The sequence below is a fragment of the Klebsiella sp. PCX genome, assembly GCF_021869705.1.
In the GTDB taxonomy this organism is placed as follows: domain Bacteria; phylum Pseudomonadota; class Gammaproteobacteria; order Enterobacterales; family Enterobacteriaceae; genus Klebsiella; species Klebsiella quasipneumoniae.
The window spans coordinates 4,645,330-4,661,893 of the sequence record NZ_CP091527.1 but is presented as its reverse complement, the minus strand read 5'-3'; the positions used below and the strand labels follow the sequence as shown (position 1 = coordinate 4,661,893).

Genomic DNA, 16,564 nt, shown 5'->3' with positions numbered 1-16,564 from the left:
GCTATACTTAACGGCGACAGGAAGAGAAGCGGGAGGGGCTGTCATGAGCACCTATACGTTTGATTTTGACGAAATCGCCGAGCAACAGGATTTCTACCGGGAGTTCTCCCGGACCTTCGAGCTGGCTCAGGATAAGGTCAACAACCTTGATTCGCTATGGGACGCGGTGACCGGTGGGCTGCTGCCGCTGCCGCTGGACATTGAGTTCATCCATTTAAATGACAAGCAGCGTCGGCGCTTTGGGGCATTAATTTTATTATTTGATGAAGCAGAGGAAGAGCTGGAGGGGGAGTTACGTTTTAACGCCCGGCAGGCATAAAAAAGCCCCCGGCAGGCGGGGGCAAGTCGTCGAAATAAGACGACGAGGGTTTATTTGTACAGCTCAGCGGTGGCGTGCCAGCTATCGCCGGTACGTGCTTCAATAATACGGTAGCTGCTGGCGCCTTCTTTCTCGGCTTTAGCGGCCAGTTCCTGACGCATGTCCATTGGCGCACTACCTACCTGGGAAACCGAGATGGTGCCCATGGACTGCAGGTTTTGTGCTTGTTCAGCGTTCACTTGTTGAACGGCCGCACTTGCGCCGAAAGAGAGAAGGGAAGCCAGGCCAAGGGATGCGATGATCATTGCGCGTTTCATAATCTTTACTCCAGTCTTTGTTTCGCCGCGGCGGGCGATGAATGGGGCCGGGCCGCGGTAGAGAATTTTTGTCGGTTAATCGTTGACGATCTAAAACTTATTTATACAGCTCAGCAGTGGCATGCCAGTGGTCGCCAGTGCGGGCTTCGATAATGCGGTAAGAAGAAGCTCCTTCTTCCTGCGCTTTTTTGTTCAGCATTTCATGCATATCCATCGGGGATGATGCTACCGCGCCGACGGATACTGTGCCGATGGCCTCGCGGCCCTGGGCCTGCTCGCTGTTGATAACGTCAGCGGCGAAAGCGCCAAACGACATGACGGACAGGATGCTGAGAGCTGCTACAGTGGTTTTGATTTTCATGATGTTCACCTCGTCGAATCTTTTTGTTGAGGGTCTTTGTTTCGTGACCCTCATCACAAAAACAAGTATACACTAATCACCAAAAATATTAATACCATGCTAATTGTTTTGTGCGTTAATAGTTACAATGGATTGCGCTTTTTATAACCGATAAGAATTAAAAATGACAAGTCGTAGACGGAGATAAGTTTTATTTCTAATAAAATCATAAAGGTATACGATTTTGATCTTTTGTGCGTTTTAGGCGTTTGCCTTACGTAAAAGAACGTATAGACAGGCTAAATCACACAAAATGTTAAATTTTTGTTGAGTTGAAAGGGGGGAGAGAAGAGGGAGTAATCCACCCTCTGACGGTTGCCAGAGGGGAATGCTCAGAGTTCCTGTTCGAACAGTACCAGGATAGCGTCGTGCAGATCTTTCACTGTGAAACCACGCGCTGGCGTGGTGAAGATGGTGTCATCCCCGGCGATGCTGCCAAGAATACCTTCCGCCTTGCCCAGCGAGTCGAGAAGACGGGCGATCAGCTGCGCTGCACCGGGGCTGGTATGGATCACCACGACGGCATCGTTATAGTCGATATCCAGCACCAGATTTTTCAGCGGGCTGGAGGTGGTCGGCACGCCAAGCTCGGCAGGCAGGCAATAGACCATTTCCATTTTGGCGTTACGGGTACGAACCGCGCCAAATTTGGTGAGCATGCGGGAAACCTTCGATTGGTTGATATTCTCGAAGCCCTCTTCCTGCAGCGCCTGAACGATCTCTCCCTGCGAGCTGAATTTCTCTTCTTTAAGCAGCGCTTTAAACGCTTTAACCAGTTCTTCTTGTTTTGCCGAACTTCGCATAAGTCACCCAGATTATGGTGGTAAAATCAACATCATTATGCATAACAGTGAATTTTTATGCAAATAATCCGCGAAGGGATAGGTCAATAATGTTATGAAGGGGGCATATTTTAGCAAAAAAACCGTATAAGGAACATGTTCTCATCACAACGCTTAAAGCCATGTAAAAGTAAATGAAATGTTATTGAGTTGGTGTTGTTTTGCGCAACTGGCTGGGTGTATTGTAACCAATAGTCGATCCGGTACTTCGCTTTGCTGGATGGTCAGTCAGGAAGCATAACGTGCGCCGCTGTTCTATTGCTACGCACAATCATGCATTCTTCAGCCATAATCATTGTAATTGTTCATCTTGTGAATTAAGGTCCAGGCGACGGAATAACGAAAGACTAAATTAACCATAATAAGGAGTTTAGGATGAAAGTTGCAGTCCTTGGCGCTGCCGGTGGTATCGGCCAGGCGCTTGCCCTACTACTTAAGACCCAACTGCCTTCAGGTTCAGAGCTCTCGTTGTACGACATCGCTCCGGTTACGCCGGGCGTGGCGGTAGATCTAAGTCATATCCCCACAGATGTAAAAATTAAAGGATTTTCCGGTGAAGATGCTACCCCAGCGCTGGAAGGCGCTGATGTGGTGCTGATCTCCGCGGGCGTAGCGCGTAAGCCCGGCATGGATCGTTCAGACCTGTTTAATGTGAATGCGGGTATCGTTAAGAACCTCGTGCAGCAGATTGCCAAAACCTGCCCGCAGGCCTGCATCGGCATTATCACCAACCCGGTGAATACCACCGTGGCTATCGCCGCCGAAGTGCTGAAAAAAGCTGGCGTGTACGATAAAAACAAACTGTTCGGCGTGACTACGCTGGACATCATCCGCTCCAATACCTTTGTGGCGGAGCTGAAAGGTAAATCGGCAACCGAGGTGGAAGTCCCGGTTATTGGCGGTCACTCCGGGGTCACCATTCTGCCTTTACTGTCGCAGATCCCGGGCGTCAGCTTTAGCGATCAGGAAGTGGCCGATCTGACTAAACGCATTCAAAACGCCGGTACCGAGGTCGTGGAAGCGAAAGCGGGCGGCGGGTCGGCGACTTTGTCGATGGGTCAGGCGGCTGCGCGCTTTGGTCTCTCTCTGGTTCGCGCCATGCAGGGAGAAAAAGGTGTAGTGGAGTGTGCCTACGTGGAAGGCGACGGCGAGTATGCGCGTTTCTTCTCCCAGCCGCTGCTGCTGGGGAAAAACGGCGTGGAAGAGCGTCAATCTATCGGCAAACTCAGCGCCTTTGAGCAACAGGCGCTGGAAGGCATGCTGGACACCCTGAAGAAAGATATCGCGCTCGGCGAAGACTTCGTTAACAAGTAACCTCGCACGTGCCAAAAAGCCGGAACCGTTGTTCCGGCTTTTTATTGCCTCACTTTTCGCCTCAATGCGCCAGCGGTCGGGCAAATCTGCTAAAATCCCCCGCGTTTCAAGCCACCAGCCATGAGGACAGCGTGAAAAAGATCGAAAGAAAACAGACCCGGGACCAAATCGCGCAGATGATTCGTTATCAGATCCTCTCCGGCGCCATGAAGCCCGGGGAGGAACTGACTCAGGAGAACATTGCGGAACAGCTGGGGCTTTCACGTATGCCGGTTAGGGAAGCGCTACAGTCCCTTGAACAGGAAGGGTTTCTGGTACGCTTGCCTAACCGACATATGCAGGTCTCCATGCTGGCCGTCGAGGATGTGAGCCATATTTTCCGCGTTATCGCGGTGATGGCTGCGGAACTGTTTGCCCTCGTGCCGGCGAATCAGGGGGAAGCACTTCGCGCACGCGCACAGGAGCTGGCGCGTCCTGGCGATAACGCCCGCGAATTGGCGTTTCATCAGTTGCTGATTTCCTATCTTGATAACCGCTATCTGGCAAAGGCGTATCAGCAATTTTTGGACGGTTATATTTCCTATGTCATTCTGTACCTGAAAGAGGATGGCCAGGAGTCGGGGCAAATACTGGGCGAACTGGCGAGCGCCATTAGCCATGGCGAAGGCGAAAAAATTACCCAGGCAACACAGCGTTATTTCCTTATGCTTGCGGAAATAATGCGTCAACATATGAAGGATTGGGAAAGTGCAGAAGCCTAAATTAGGGAAAATTAAGCTTCTTTCCGCGAAGGAGCAGGTGGCAGCAGTGTTGCGTAAAGCGATCCTTTCGCGGGATTTAGTGGAAGGGCAGGAAATTACCCTTGAAGGGATTGCCAAAATGGTTGGCGTTTCCAGCATGCCGGTACGTGAAGCGTTCCAGATTTTAGCCGCCGACGGTCTGATTCAAGTGCGGCCGAATAAAGGTGCGGTGGTGCTGGGGATTAATGAACAGACCATCCGCGAGCATTACGAAATTCGCGCCGTACTGGAAAGTGAAGCGGTGGCGAAAGCTTCACGTCCAGGGACCGATATTTCACGCATCGCTCAGGTTCACTATGCCGCAGAAAAGGCGCTGGCAGACAATAATGCTGCTGAATATTCCGACCTGAATCAGGCCTTCCACATGGAGATCTGGAACGCGGCGGGAAATGAAAAAATGAAGATGCTGCTCTGCAACATGTGGAACGGACTGTCGATGGGGCACAAGGTGACCGAAGAAGAGTACGCCGTTATTTCCCTCCGGGAACATAAAGCGATCTTACAAGCGCTTGAGCAGCATAATGAAGCGCTGGCCCGTCAGCGAATGCATGAGCATATCATCCGCTCGATGGAGAATATGCTCACGCGTTACCTCCCCGATCCTGCTCCCTGAGCGGACCGATCGCCAGCGAATGGCTGGCGTTTCTTGTATTTATCAACGTTATTAATTCCTCCTCGTGACGATCCGCGCAGGATCTTGATGCAGATCTCATTGCGCGATCATTCCACAAAAACGCATTGACTTACTTTTTGTATGGGAATAATTTCTCTCTCGTCAATATTGGATACAATATCATATATCATTGATAGGAAGAATTATAAGTATGGAACCGATTACCATCACCCTATGTTTGCTGGTGTTCGCTATCGTCATGTTCGTCTGGGAGAAGGTGCCGCTGGCAGTGACTTCCATGGTGGTTTGCGTGGCGTTAGTGGTCACTGGCGTATTGGATCTGAAGCAGGCCTTTGCCGGTTTTATCGACAGCAACGTCATTCTTTTTGTCGCCATGTTTATCGTTGGCGGGGCGTTATTTGAGACCGGGATGGCCAATAAAGTCGGTGGGGTGATCACTCACTTCGCCAAAACGGAGAAGCAGCTGATCTTCACTATCATGGTGGTGGTTGGCGTGATGTCAGGTTTTCTCTCCAATACCGGTACAGCAGCCGTATTGATCCCGGTCGTCATTGGCGTGGCCGCCAAATCGGGATTTACCCGCTCGCGTCTGCTGATGCCGCTGGTGTTTGCTGCCGCGCTGGGCGGCAACCTGTCGCTGATTGGCGCGCCGGGCAACCTGATCGCGCAATCGGCCCTGCAGAAGACCGGTAGCGGTTTCGGTTTCTTTGAGTATGCGAAAGTGGGCCTACCAATGCTGGTCTGCGGCATCCTCTATTTCCTGACTATCGGCTATAAGTTTCTGCCCAATAATCCAAACAGCAGTGAAGTGGGTAGCGTCGGCGAACAGCGGGATTACAGCCACGTTCCGCGCTGGAAGCAGATCCTGTCCCTGGTGGTACTGATCGCCACGATCCTCGGCATGATTTTCGAAAAACAGACCGGCGTTAGCCTGGCGGTGGCCGGCTGTATCGGTGCCCTGGTGCTGGTGGTTACCGGGGTACTGACGGAAAAACAAGCTTACAAAGCCATTGATTCACAAACTATTTTTATCTTCGGCGGCACCCTGGCGTTGGCAAAGGCGCTGGAAATGACCGGGGCGGGCAAGCTGGTGGCTGACCAGGTTATCGGTCTGCTGGGCAACAACTCCTCGCCATTTATGCTGCTGGTGGTGGTCTTTGCCCTCTCCGTGGTGATGACCAACTTTATGTCCAATACCGCCACCGTCGCGCTGCTGGTGCCGGTAAGCCTGTCGATTGCCGCCGGTATGGGTGCCGATCCGCGTGCGGTGCTGATGGCGACGGTGATTGGCAGCTCCTGTGCCTATGCGACGCCTATCGGTATGCCCGCTAACATGATGGTGCTGTCGGCCGGAGGCTATAAGTTCGTCGATTATGCCAAATCCGGCATCCCTCTGATTATCGTTTCCACCATTGTCAGCCTGATCCTGCTGCCAATCCTCTTCCCTTTTCATCCGTAATTTACGGACGCTGTTCTGACTAAGGAGCCTTTATGAGCAAAAGTGAACAGATATCCCGCATGACCGACATTATGGCCAGGTTTGTGGGATATACCGGCAAAGTATTGCCTGATGACGTCACAGCCAAGCTAAAAGAGTTGCATAAGAAAGAGACCAGCCAGCTGGCGGATGTCATTTTCACCACCATGATTGAAAACCAGCGTCTGGCGAAAGAGCTGGATCGTCCCTCCTGCCAGGATACCGGCGTGATCCAGTTTCTGGTGGAGTGCGGCGCCAACTTCCCGCTGATCGGCGAACTGGAAGCGCTGCTACGCGAATCGGTGATCAAAGCCACCGTCGACTCCCCGCTGCGCCATAACAGCGTCGAGACCTTTGATGAATACAACACCGGCAAAAACGTCGGCAAAGGGACGCCCACCGTTTTCTGGGAGATCGTCCCCGATTCCGACCAGTGCAGCATCTACACCTATATGGCTGGCGGCGGCTGCTCGCTGCCGGGCAAAGCGATGGTGCTGATGCCTGGCGCTGGCTATGAAGGGGTGACCCGCTTTGTGCTGGATGTGATGACCAGCTATGGCCTGAATGCCTGTCCGCCATTGCTGGTTGGCGTTGGGGTGGCAACGTCTGTGGAAACCGCGGCGCTGCTGTCGAAGAAAGCATTGATGCGGCCGATTGGCTCGCACAATGACAACGAACGGGCGGCGTCGCTGGAAAAAATGCTCGAAGACGGCATCAACAAAATCGGCCTGGGCCCGCAGGGGATGTCCGGCAATACTTCCGTGATGGGCGTCAATATCGAAAATACTGCTCGTCATCCTTCCACTATTGGCGTGGCGGTTAACGTTGGCTGCTGGTCGCACCGTAAAGGACATATCGTTTTCGATAAAGACCTGAATTACACCATTACGTCTCACACAGGAGTGGCATTCTGATGGCTAAAAAAATACTCACTACGCCCATTAAAGATGAAGATTTAGCCGATATTAAAGCGGGCGATATCATTTATCTCAATGGCCATATTGTGACCTGTCGCGATGTTGCTCACCGCCGTTTAATTGAAGGCGGCCGTGAATTACCGGTTAATGTTGCCGGTGGCGCGATATTACATGCCGGGCCCATTGTACGGCCGATTAAAGGCTCGGAAGATAAATTTGAAATGGTCTCCGTTGGGCCAACCACGAGTATGCGCATGGAGAAATTTGAAAAAGAATTTATTGCCAGGACCGGCGTGAAATTAATCGTTGGTAAAGGCGGTATGGGGAAGGGAACCGAAGAGGGCTGTGCCGAGCATAAAGCCTTGCACTGCGTGTTCCCGGCCGGCTGTGCGGTCGTCGCCGCGGTCTGCGTGGAAGAAATTGAAGATGCGCAGTGGCGTGATTTAGGGATGCCGGAAACCTTATGGGTCTGTCGGGTGAAGGAGTTCGGGCCGTTAATTGTCTCAATCGATACCCACGGCAATAACCTGTTTGAACAGAATAAAGTGATTTTTAATCAGCGCAAAGAAATAGTCGCCGATGAAATCTGCAAACATGTGAGCTTCATTAAATAACCCCGATTGAATATATAGCGCAGTAATGGCAGCGGTAACTGACCGCTAAACAGAGGCTTCTGACCAGGCGGTCCGGGGAAATCCACTCTGCTAGCGCGGTCTGCCGTTAGCCATTATTGCGCCCCCTCCCAAAGGCTATTTTATGACTGACAATGCCGTCCTGTTAGGCGAAGGCTTCACCCTGATGTTTCTCGGCATGGGCTTTGTGCTGGTGTTCCTGCTGCTGCTCATCTTCGCCATCCAGGGGATGTCCCTCGCCGTTAACCGTCTGTTTCCCGAGCCGCTTCCGGCGTCAAAACCGGCACCGGCCGCCGTCGCGCCCGCCGACGACTTCGCCCGCTTAAAGCCGGCGATTGTCGCCGCCATTCACCACCATCGCCGTTTGCACCCTTAATTCACGGAGGAATTCATGACCGTTGCCATTACCGATGTCGTCCTGCGCGACGCCCACCAGTCCCTGTTCGCCACCCGCCTGCGCCTCGACGATATGCTCCCCGTCGCCGCTCAGCTTGACGACGTCGGCTACCGCTCCCTCGAGTGCTGGGGCGGGGCCACCTTTGATGCCTGCATCCGCTTTCTCGGCGAGGACCCGTGGGTCCGCCTGCGCGAGCTAAAAAAAGCGATGCCGAAAACCCCGCTGCAGATGCTGCTCCGCGGCCAGAACCTGCTCGGCTACCGCCACTACGCCGATGACGTGGTGGCGCGCTTCGTGGAGCGCGCCGTCAAAAACGGCATGGACGTCTTCCGTGTCTTCGACGCCATGAACGACCCGCGCAACATGCAGGCCGCCCTGCAGGCGGTGCGCAGCCACGGCGCCCACGCCCAGGGCACGCTTTCGTACACCACCAGCCCGGCGCACACCCTGCAGACCTGGCTCGACCTCACCGAACAGCTGCTGGAGACCGGCGTCGACTCCATCGCCATCAAGGACATGTCCGGCATTCTGACGCCGCATGCCGCCTTTGAGCTGGTCAGCGAAATCAAAAAACGCTACGACGTCACCCTGCACCTGCACCTGCACTGCCACGCCACCACCGGCATGGCGGAGATGGCCCTGCTGAAGGCCATTGAAGCCGGGGTCGACGGCGTGGATACGGCGATTTCGTCCATGAGCGCCACCTACGGCCATCCGGCAACCGAAGCGCTGGTGGCCACCCTCGCCGGCACGCAATATGACACCGGGCTGAATATCCACAAGCTGGAGAGCATCGCGGCCTGCTTCCGCGAGGTGCGTAAGAAGTACCACGCCTTCGAAGGGCAGCTGAAAGGCACCGACAGCCGTATCCTCGTCGCCCAGGTGCCGGGCGGGATGCTCACCAACCTCGAAGGCCAGCTGAAGCAACAGAGCGCCGCCCACCGTCTGGATGAAGTGCTGGCGGAAATCCCTCGCGTGCGCGAGGACCTCGGTTTCATCCCGCTGGTCACCCCGACCTCGCAGATTGTCGGCACCCAGGCGGTGCTCAACGTCCTCACCGGCGAGCGCTACAAAACCATCGCGAAGGAGACCGCCGGCATTCTGAAAGGTGAATACGGCCACACTCCGGCGCCGGTGAACGCCGCCCTGCAGGCGCAGGTACTCGAGGGCGCAGAGGCCATCACTTGCCGCCCGGCGGACCTGCTGAAGCCGGAGCTGGCGCAGCTGGAAGCCGACGTCAGACGCCAGGCACAGGAGAAGGGCATCACGCTTGCCGAAAACGCCATCGACGACGTGCTCACCGTGGCGCTGTTCCCGCAAATAGGCCTCAAGTTCCTCGAAAACCGCCACAATCCGGCAGCCTTTGAACCGCTGCCGCAGCTGGAAGAAGCCAGACCTGCCGCGAAGGCTGAGAAACCAGCCGCCTCCGGCGTCTACACCGTGGAAGTGGAAGGCAAGGCCTTTGTGGTGAAGGTCAGCGACGGCGGCGACGTCAGCCAGCTCAGCGCCGCGCCGGTGGCCGCTACGCCTGCTGCCGCCCCGGCCCCGGCCGGCGCCGGCACCCCGGTGACCGCCCCGCTGGCGGGCAATATCTGGAAGGTGCTGGCCGCGGAAGGCCAGGCGGTGGCCGAAGGCGAGGTGCTGCTGATTCTGGAAGCCATGAAGATGGAGACCGAAATCCGCGCCGCGCAGGCCGGCACCGTGCGCGGTATCGCGGTGAAGTCCGGCGACGCGGTGGCGGTCGGCGACACCCTGATGACCCTGGCGTAAGGACGAGGAGCGGAAATGGAAAGTCTGAACGCCCTGATTCAGGGGATGGGGCTGATGCACCTGGGGTTCGGCCAGGCGGTGATGCTGCTGGTCAGCCTGCTGCTGCTCTGGCTGGCGATTGCCAGGAAGTTCGAGCCGTTACTGCTGCTGCCGATTGGCTTCGGCGGCCTGCTCTCCAATATTCCGGAGGCCGGCCTGGCGCTCACCGCCCTGGAGAGCCTGCTGGCCCACCACGACCCGGCGCAGCTGGCGGTGATTGCCGCGAAGCTCCACTGCGCGCCGGACGTCCACGCCATTAAGGACGCGCTGGCCCTGGCCCTGCCGTCGGTGCAGGGGCAGATGGAGAGCCTGGCGGTGGACATGGGCTACTCCGCCGGGGTGCTGGCCATCTTCTATAAGGTGGCGATTGGCTCGGGCATCGCGCCGCTGGTAATTTTCATGGGCGTCGGGGCGATGACCGATTTCGGCCCGCTGCTGGCCAACCCGCGCACCCTGCTGCTGGGGGCGGCGGCGCAGTTCGGTATCTTCGCCACCGTGCTCGGGGCGCTGACGCTGAACTACTTCGGCATCATCAGCTTCACCCTGCCGCAGGCGGCGGCCATCGGCATCATCGGCGGCGCCGACGGCCCGACGGCTATCTACCTGTCGGGCAAGCTGGCGCCGGAGCTGCTGGGGGCCATCGCGGTGGCGGCCTACTCCTACATGGCGCTGGTGCCGCTGATCCAGCCGCCGATCATGAAGGCGCTGACCACGAATAAGGAGCGGAAGATCCGCATGGTGCAGCTGCGTACGGTGAGTAAGCGGGAGAAGATCCTCTTCCCGGCGGTGCTGTTGCTGCTGGTGGCGCTCCTGCTGCCGGACGCCGCGCCGCTGCTGGGGATGTTCTGCTTCGGCAACCTGATGCGCGAGAGCGGGGTGGTGGAGCGGCTGAGCGACACGGTGCAGAACGCGCTGATCAACATCGTGACCATCTTCCTCGGGCTGTCGGTGGGAGCCAAGCTGGTGGCGGACAAGTTCCTGCAGCCGCAGACCCTGGGGATCCTGCTGCTGGGGGTGATCGCCTTCTGCGTGGGCACCGCGGCCGGGGTGCTGATGGCGAAGCTGCTGAACAGGTTCAGTAAGAACCCGATCAACCCGCTGATCGGTTCAGCCGGGGTGTCGGCGGTGCCGATGGCGGCGCGGGTGTCGAACAAAGTGGGTCTGGAAGCGGACGGGCAGAACTTCCTGCTGATGCACGCCATGGGCCCGAACGTGGCCGGGGTGATCGGCTCGGCGATCGCCGCCGGGGTGATGCTCAAGTACGTGCTGGCGATGTAGGCCAGCCTGTTCCCGCGGCTGGCATACCGGCCGCGGAGATTTCTCATAAGGAGACGGTGATGAATGAAGCCATAGCATGCTGTCCGGAAAACCGGACATCAACACGGGAGGCGGTGGTTGACGCCATGCTGGCGTCAGGCGATGAACTTGCACAACTGCAGCCGGCGCTGAACCTGCTTTCGCCCCCGCTGAACGCCACGCCTGGTGAAGCGCTGCTGGCCAGCTGTTATGAGGCCGGCGCTGACCATAACGCTGACGAGGCGACACGGGCGGTGATCGCCTTACCGGCGGCGGTCGTGCGCTCTGCGACGCCCTCGCTGCAGCGCAGCGGTCTGCTGTGCATGGCGGCCGGGGCGCTCAGCGCCCGGCAACTTCCGCTGACGCACAACCGGCTGTGCGACGTGGCGGGGCAGTTCGCCCGCGCTATTCCTGAAGGCGATGAAGAGGCGGGCAGTGGATTTTATACCGTGCGCAGCGTGTCCCTGCCCGTTTACCGGCGGCTGCGGCGGGATAACCATTCTCACAGCGTCTGTCTGCAGCAGGCGCTGCTGCATTTGCTGGCCTGGAAGAGTGAGTCGCCCTGGGCGCGGCAGCAGGCGCAGCGCCTGCTCTGGCAGGGTGGCGTGCTGGGTGAGAAGGGGGAATTTGCGCTACTGACGCTGGATGATGAGCTTCGCGAGCGACAGATAGTCTGGCCCGGGCTGAGATCGCTGCTGGCGGTGACCGGGTTTCTGGTCAGATTCCCGGCCGGTCCGGTATTTAGCGATTAACGTGGCTCCCCAAACGGGGAGCCGTTTAGTTGGTGGCCGGGTATTCCTGGACGGCGATATGGAGCGTGATTTTCTTATCATCTCGCATGATGACCACCGGAATTTCCGATCCCGGACGGATCTCGGCCACCTGATCCATCGTTTCCAGTGCAGAGACCGCAGGTTTGTCATTCACGGAGATGATCACGTCGTTGGCGCGGATCCCCGCCTGTGCGGCCGGTCCGTCCGGCGCGACATCGTTAACCACGATCCCCTGGATCTGATCGATCCCGCCGCCCTGCGCGTGTAGCGGGGCGATCTCCCGGCCGCTAATGCCGATATAGCCGCGGATCACCCGGCCATCGCGGATCAGCTTATCCATAATTTTGGTCGCTAACTGGAACGGGATCGCAAAGCCAATGCCTTCCGGCGTTTCGCCGTCGTTGCTCTTATCAAAGGAGAGGGTGTTAATGCCCATCAGCTCGCCGAGGGAGTTCACTAGCGCCCCGCCGGAGTTACCGTGGTTGATCGACGCGTCAGTCTGCAGGAAATTCTGGCGCCCGGTGGGGTTGAGGCCAATGCGCCCTGTGGCGCTGATGATCCCCTGGGTGATGGTCTGTCCCAGGTTATAGGGGTTGCCAATCGCCAGCACCACATCGCCAATATGCGGGGTGCGTTTCGGGTTGATCGGGATCACCGGCAGCCCGCCGGTGGCGTTGATCTTCAGCACCGCGAGGTCGGTCAGGGAATCGGAGCCTACCAGCAGCGCTTCGAAGACCCGGCCGTCCTGCAGCGCGACGATAATCTGGTCGGCATCGTTAATCACATGCTTGTTGGTCAGGATATAGCCGCGCTGGTCCATGATCACCCCGGAGCCAAGCGTCAGCTGATTATGGCTGGTGCTGTTCAGGGCGCGGTTATAGACGTTCACTACGGCGGGCGCCGCGCGGCGTACGGCGGCGTTATAGCTCGCAGGGGAGTCGTCTGCCGTATCGTTCTGAGTGGTCGGCGCCAGCTGCCACTGGCGCAGCGAAGGCATCAAGGCCAACAGCAGGCCCCCGACAAGCAAACCGATGAGTACTGAACGTAATAACTTTCCAGGCATGATGCAGATATCGTTAATGAATGGTCAGGCGCAGCATAGCATGAGTTGTTCGGACATCGCACATGGCGGCGATGTCCGGGGAGACAATCAGCGCAGCAGCAGATAGATGCTTTCGTTGCCGCGGATCACGTTCAGGGCGATGACCGGCGGTTTGCCTTCGAGCACTTTGCGTAGTTCGGCAATCGAATGAATACGCTCCCGGTTAAGGCCAATGATAATGTCATCCTTATGCAGGCCGACCTGGGCGGCGGCGCTGCCTTTATCGACATTATCGATCACCACCCCTTTGGTACCATCTTTCATCTGACCGTCGCTAAACGAGGCACCCTGCAGAGCCGGGATAATCAGCTCAGCGCTGGCGGTGGAGGAGGTGCTCTTATCCAGCGTCACTTCGACATCGACCGGTTTTCCGTCGCGCAGCAGGCCCAGTTTGACTTTGGTCCCCGGCTCGGTAGTGGCAATGCGCGAGCGCAGCTCGGCAAAACTGTTCAGCGGTTTGCCGTTCAGGCTAACGATGACGTCGCCGGATTTGATCCCCGCTTTGGCGGAGCCGGAGTTTGGCAGCACTTCACTGACGAAGGCGCCGCGCTGAACGTTGAGGTTCATCGCCTTGGCGATATCGGCGCTCATTTCCATGCCTTTAATGCCCAGCAGGCCGCGCTTGATTTCGCCAAACTGAATGAGCTGGTCGGCGAGGGTTTTCGCCATGTTGCTCGGGATGGCGAAGCCGATGCCGATGCTGCCGCCGCCCGGCGCCAGGATCGCGGTGTTGATCCCGATAAGCTCGCCGTTGAGGTTCAACAGCGCGCCGCCGGAGTTGCCGCGGTTGATGGAGGCATCGGTCTGGATGAAATTCTCCAGCCCTTCAAGGTTCAGGCCGCTACGGCCAAGGGCAGAGATAATGCCGGAGGTGGCGGTCTGGCCAAGGCCGAACGGGTTGCCGACGGCGACGGCGAAGTCGCCGACGCGCAGTTTATCGGAGTCAGCAATGGCGATTTGCGTCAGGTTTGACGGCTTAATCAGCTGCAGTAGAGCAATATCGCTCTGTTCATCGCTGCCGACCAGTTTGGCATCAAATTCACGGCCATCGTTCAGCTGGACGCTAATCTTCTGCGCCTGATTGATGACGTGATTATTGGTCAGCACGTAGCCTTTCGCTGCGTCGATGATGACGCCGGACCCGAGCCCTTCGAAAGGCTGCGCCTGTTCTTGCGGGGCGTTATCGCCAAAATATTTCTTCAGCTCTTCCGGCATATTGAGCGTCGGCGAGGCAGTGCCTTCCACCTGCACGCTGACTACCGCCGGCAGGACCTTTTCCAGCATCGGCGCCAGGCTTGGTAACGCGCCCTGGCCGGGCACCTGAGTCGGTAAGGATGCTGCTGCCGGAGGCAGAACCGACAACGATAACCCAATGCTTAACGCTAACGCACTCAACAGCAAAGTCTGTTTCTTCATTAGATGCTGGCTCTCGTAACCTGAGGTGTATGGAAAAATGTCCTGAATAACCTGATGTTATTGAATTTTTGCGCAGGTAACAATGTGGGGACTGGTTTAAATTGTAGCCGGGAAGTGGGGGAAGGAGCGGGCGCGATGGGCGCGCCCGGAGAATATTTTAGCAGAGGCGATCGATTAATCGCGTTTTGCGCCACCGCGCAGTAAACCGGATGCGCCTTCGGAGTAGTCGCGCGGCATCTGGACCGGCGCCTGATCGTTGCTGGCTTCAGACTCTGCCAGGCGGTTGCGGAACGGGTTGGCGTCTGCCATGGAATCCGGCAGCAGGTTGTTAGAGCTTTTCGCCATATGCTGATACAGCTGACGGTAGTCGTGCGCCATGTTATCCAGCAGCTCGGCGCTGCGCGCAAAATGGCTGACCAGCTCTTCACGGTACTCTTCAAGCTCGGCTTTATTCTTTTCCAGTTCGAACTGCAGCGCCTGCTGCTGGCGCAGTTTGCGGTTGCCGAAACGCATGGCGACGGCACCAATGATGATACCGACGACTAACCCAATTAGCGCGTATTCCCAGGTCATGAACATCTCCCGTTGTATTGTGGTTCCGTAGGGTGGCTCTTAGGCTCTCCGCCTGCGCCCGATAGTGCCACTATAACCGCTAATTCCACAGAAGTGGAATCCTGGCGTATCATCGCGTAGTGTAGAACGGCCTTTTTTTCGTCAATCGTGAGCTTCGACATCACGGTTTTCAAGGAATAACAATTAGATCATGCAAAGCCTGTCTCCAACATCGCGTTACCTTTCAGCCCTGAAAGAGGGCAGCCATCAACCCGACGACGTCCAACAAGAAGCGGTGAGCCGCCTTGATACCATTTACCAGGAGCTGCAGACTCAGCCCGCGCCCGTCGCGTCAGGCGGCGGTTTGCGCGCGAAATTCGGCAAACTGCTGGGTAAGCGCGAACCAGCAGCCGAGGCGACGCCTGTCCGCGGCCTGTATATGTGGGGCGGCGTGGGGCGAGGGAAAACCTGGCTGATGGACCTGTTTTACCAGAGCCTGCCGGGCGAGCGTAAGCAGCGTCTGCATTTCCATCGCTTTATGCTGCGGGTGCACGAAGAGCTGACCACCCTGCAGGGCCATAGCGACCCGCTGGAGATTGTCGCCGACCGCTTTAAAGCGGAAACCGACGTGCTCTGTTTCGACGAGTTTTTTGTCTCCGATATTACTGACGCCATGCTGTTGGGCGGTCTGATGAAAGCCCTGTTCGCCCGCGGCATCACGCTGGTGGCGACTTCCAATATTCCGCCAGATGAGCTCTATCGCAATGGTCTGCAGCGCGCCCGTTTTCTGCCCGCTATCGACGCCATCAAGCAGCATTGCGATATTATGAACGTTGATGCCGGCATCGATTATCGCTTGCGTACCCTGACCCAAGCGCACCTGTGGCTGTCGCCGCTGAATAACGACACCCGCGAACAGATGGATAAACTGTGGCTGGCGCTGGCCGGCGCGCCGCGCGCTGCCGGGCCGACGCTGGAGATCAACCATCGCGAGCTGCCGACCCTCGGCGTGGAAAACCAGACGCTGGCGGCGTCGTTCGCCACGCTGTGCGTGGATGCCCGCAGCCAGCATGACTATATCGCGCTCTCCCGCCTGTTCCACACCGTGATGCTGTTCGACGTGCCGGTGATGACCGCGCAGCTGGAGAGCGAAGCCCGGCGCTTTATCGCCCTGGTGGATGAGTTCTATGAGCGCCACGTGAAGCTGGTGGTCAGCGCGGCGGTGCCGCTGTACGACATTTATCAGGGAGAGCGGCTGAAGTTTGAGTTCCAGCGCTGTCTGTCGCGTCTGCAGGAGATGCAGAGCGAAGAGTACCTCAAGCGCCCGCATATGCCCTGACAGGACACTTTTCCCGGCGAATTCAGGGCCGCAGGGCCGCTCCGGGAGCTGCCTGAAAAATCTCATAAAGGGGTCGATCTTTGACCCCGACTTCTCTATAATCTTGCGACCCCACGTTACGAGAAGGTTTTTTTCCCGAAACTTTCTATGTGCCGGCATAGGCTATTCGAAGGGGTAGGTTTGCTGGACAATGTCGTGTGAACCTCAACTGACTAAACGTTTGGGTGT

18 protein-coding genes are annotated in these 16,564 nt (G+C 57.2%); 12 read left to right on the top strand and 6 right to left on the bottom strand.

All coding sequences use genetic code 11. The features are described from left to right. Positions 1–43 precede the first annotated feature (43 nt). Positions 44–319, top strand: coding sequence for a barstar family protein (locus tag GQR96_RS22315; RefSeq protein ID WP_049116167.1), 276 nt, complete (start codon positions 44–46; stop codon positions 317–319). Positions 320–369: 50 nt separating this feature from the next. Here the strand turns inward: GQR96_RS22315 and yhcN-B are convergent, their stop codons facing one another. The 3 genes from yhcN-B to argR form a co-directional block, all read right to left on the bottom strand. Beyond that, complete coding sequence (gene yhcN-B / locus GQR96_RS22310; RefSeq protein ID WP_002918627.1) at positions 370–636, bottom strand: DUF1471 family stress response protein YhcN-B; 267 nt, start codon at positions 634–636, stop codon at positions 370–372. 97 nt (positions 637–733) lie between these two features. Further along, the gene (yhcN, locus tag GQR96_RS22305; protein WP_017899932.1) at positions 734–997 is read right to left on the bottom strand and encodes a peroxide/acid stress response protein YhcN; all 264 of its coding nucleotides are present in this window, start codon (positions 995–997) and stop codon (positions 734–736) included. A 371-nt stretch (positions 998–1,368) separates the two neighbouring features. Further along, positions 1,369–1,839, bottom strand: a complete 471-nt coding sequence (gene argR / locus GQR96_RS22300) for a transcriptional regulator ArgR (protein ID WP_002918625.1) — start codon at positions 1,837–1,839, stop codon at positions 1,369–1,371. Positions 1,840–2,253: 414 nt separating this feature from the next. On the opposite strand from argR, the gene mdh reads away from it, so the two are divergent. The 10 genes from mdh to GQR96_RS22250 all read left to right on the top strand — a co-directional run bounded on the left by mdh (position 2,254) and on the right by GQR96_RS22250 (position 11,906). Further along, the gene (gene mdh / locus GQR96_RS22295; RefSeq protein WP_004206230.1) at positions 2,254–3,192 is read left to right on the top strand and encodes a malate dehydrogenase; all 939 of its coding nucleotides are present in this window, start codon (positions 2,254–2,256) and stop codon (positions 3,190–3,192) included. A 131-nt stretch (positions 3,193–3,323) separates the two neighbouring features. Next, positions 3,324–3,953, top strand: a complete 630-nt coding sequence (locus GQR96_RS22290; RefSeq protein WP_064188077.1) for a GntR family transcriptional regulator — start codon at positions 3,324–3,326, stop codon at positions 3,951–3,953. Beyond that, positions 3,940–4,605 carry a GntR family transcriptional regulator gene (locus GQR96_RS22285; RefSeq protein WP_064188078.1) on the top strand — a complete coding sequence of 222 codons (666 nt, stop codon included), beginning with the start codon at positions 3,940–3,942 and terminating at the stop codon, positions 4,603–4,605. Before GQR96_RS22290 ends, GQR96_RS22285 begins: the two co-directional genes overlap by 14 nt. 211 nt (positions 4,606–4,816) lie before the next feature. Beyond that, positions 4,817–6,085, top strand: coding sequence for an SLC13 family permease (locus GQR96_RS22280; RefSeq protein ID WP_064188079.1), 1,269 nt, complete (start codon positions 4,817–4,819; stop codon positions 6,083–6,085). 32 nt (positions 6,086–6,117) lie between these two features. Beyond that, positions 6,118–7,017: a L(+)-tartrate dehydratase subunit alpha gene (gene ttdA, locus GQR96_RS22275; RefSeq protein WP_012540456.1), complete on the top strand. Its 900-nt coding sequence runs from the start codon at positions 6,118–6,120 to the stop codon at positions 7,015–7,017. Then, positions 7,017–7,634 (top strand): L(+)-tartrate dehydratase subunit beta, encoded by a 618-nt coding sequence (gene ttdB / locus GQR96_RS22270; RefSeq protein WP_064188080.1) that lies wholly within the window; start codon positions 7,017–7,019, stop codon positions 7,632–7,634. The genes ttdA and ttdB overlap by 1 nt, the downstream gene beginning before the upstream one ends. A 142-nt stretch (positions 7,635–7,776) precedes the next feature. Continuing rightward, positions 7,777–8,028, top strand: coding sequence for an oxaloacetate decarboxylase subunit gamma (locus GQR96_RS22265; RefSeq protein ID WP_069135623.1), 252 nt, complete (start codon positions 7,777–7,779; stop codon positions 8,026–8,028). 15 nt (positions 8,029–8,043) lie between these two features. Beyond that, on the top strand, positions 8,044–9,819 hold the full coding sequence (gene oadA, locus GQR96_RS22260; protein ID WP_236948536.1) for a sodium-extruding oxaloacetate decarboxylase subunit alpha: 1,776 nt from the start codon (positions 8,044–8,046) through the stop codon (positions 9,817–9,819). Positions 9,820–9,834: 15 nt separating this feature from the next. After that, positions 9,835–11,136: an oxaloacetate decarboxylase subunit beta gene (locus GQR96_RS22255; protein ID WP_004204249.1), complete on the top strand. Its 1,302-nt coding sequence runs from the start codon at positions 9,835–9,837 to the stop codon at positions 11,134–11,136. Positions 11,137–11,195: 59 nt separating this feature from the next. Continuing rightward, a complete protein-coding gene (locus tag GQR96_RS22250; RefSeq protein WP_008806668.1) occupies positions 11,196–11,906 on the top strand; it encodes a hypothetical protein in 711 nt (236 codons plus the stop codon). 25 nt (positions 11,907–11,931) lie between these two features. On the opposite strand, the gene degS is transcribed toward GQR96_RS22250, so the two are convergent. The 3 genes from degS to zapG all read right to left on the bottom strand — a co-directional run bounded on the left by degS (position 11,932) and on the right by zapG (position 15,018). After that, positions 11,932–12,990, bottom strand: a complete 1,059-nt coding sequence (gene degS, locus GQR96_RS22245) for an outer membrane-stress sensor serine endopeptidase DegS (protein WP_002918568.1) — start codon at positions 12,988–12,990, stop codon at positions 11,932–11,934. 87 nt (positions 12,991–13,077) lie between these two features. Continuing rightward, positions 13,078–14,445, bottom strand: a complete 1,368-nt coding sequence (degQ, locus tag GQR96_RS22240; protein WP_017899931.1) for a serine endoprotease DegQ — start codon at positions 14,443–14,445, stop codon at positions 13,078–13,080. Positions 14,446–14,619: 174 nt separating this feature from the next. Then, positions 14,620–15,018: a Z-ring associated protein ZapG gene (gene zapG / locus GQR96_RS22235; RefSeq protein ID WP_004206227.1), complete on the bottom strand. Its 399-nt coding sequence runs from the start codon at positions 15,016–15,018 to the stop codon at positions 14,620–14,622. 190 nt (positions 15,019–15,208) lie between these two features. Here zapG and zapE point away from each other — a divergent pair, with 190 nt between their 5' ends. Continuing rightward, positions 15,209–16,336, top strand: a complete 1,128-nt coding sequence (gene zapE, locus GQR96_RS22230; protein ID WP_004206226.1) for a cell division protein ZapE — start codon at positions 15,209–15,211, stop codon at positions 16,334–16,336. The last annotated feature ends 228 nt before the right edge of the window (positions 16,337–16,564 follow it).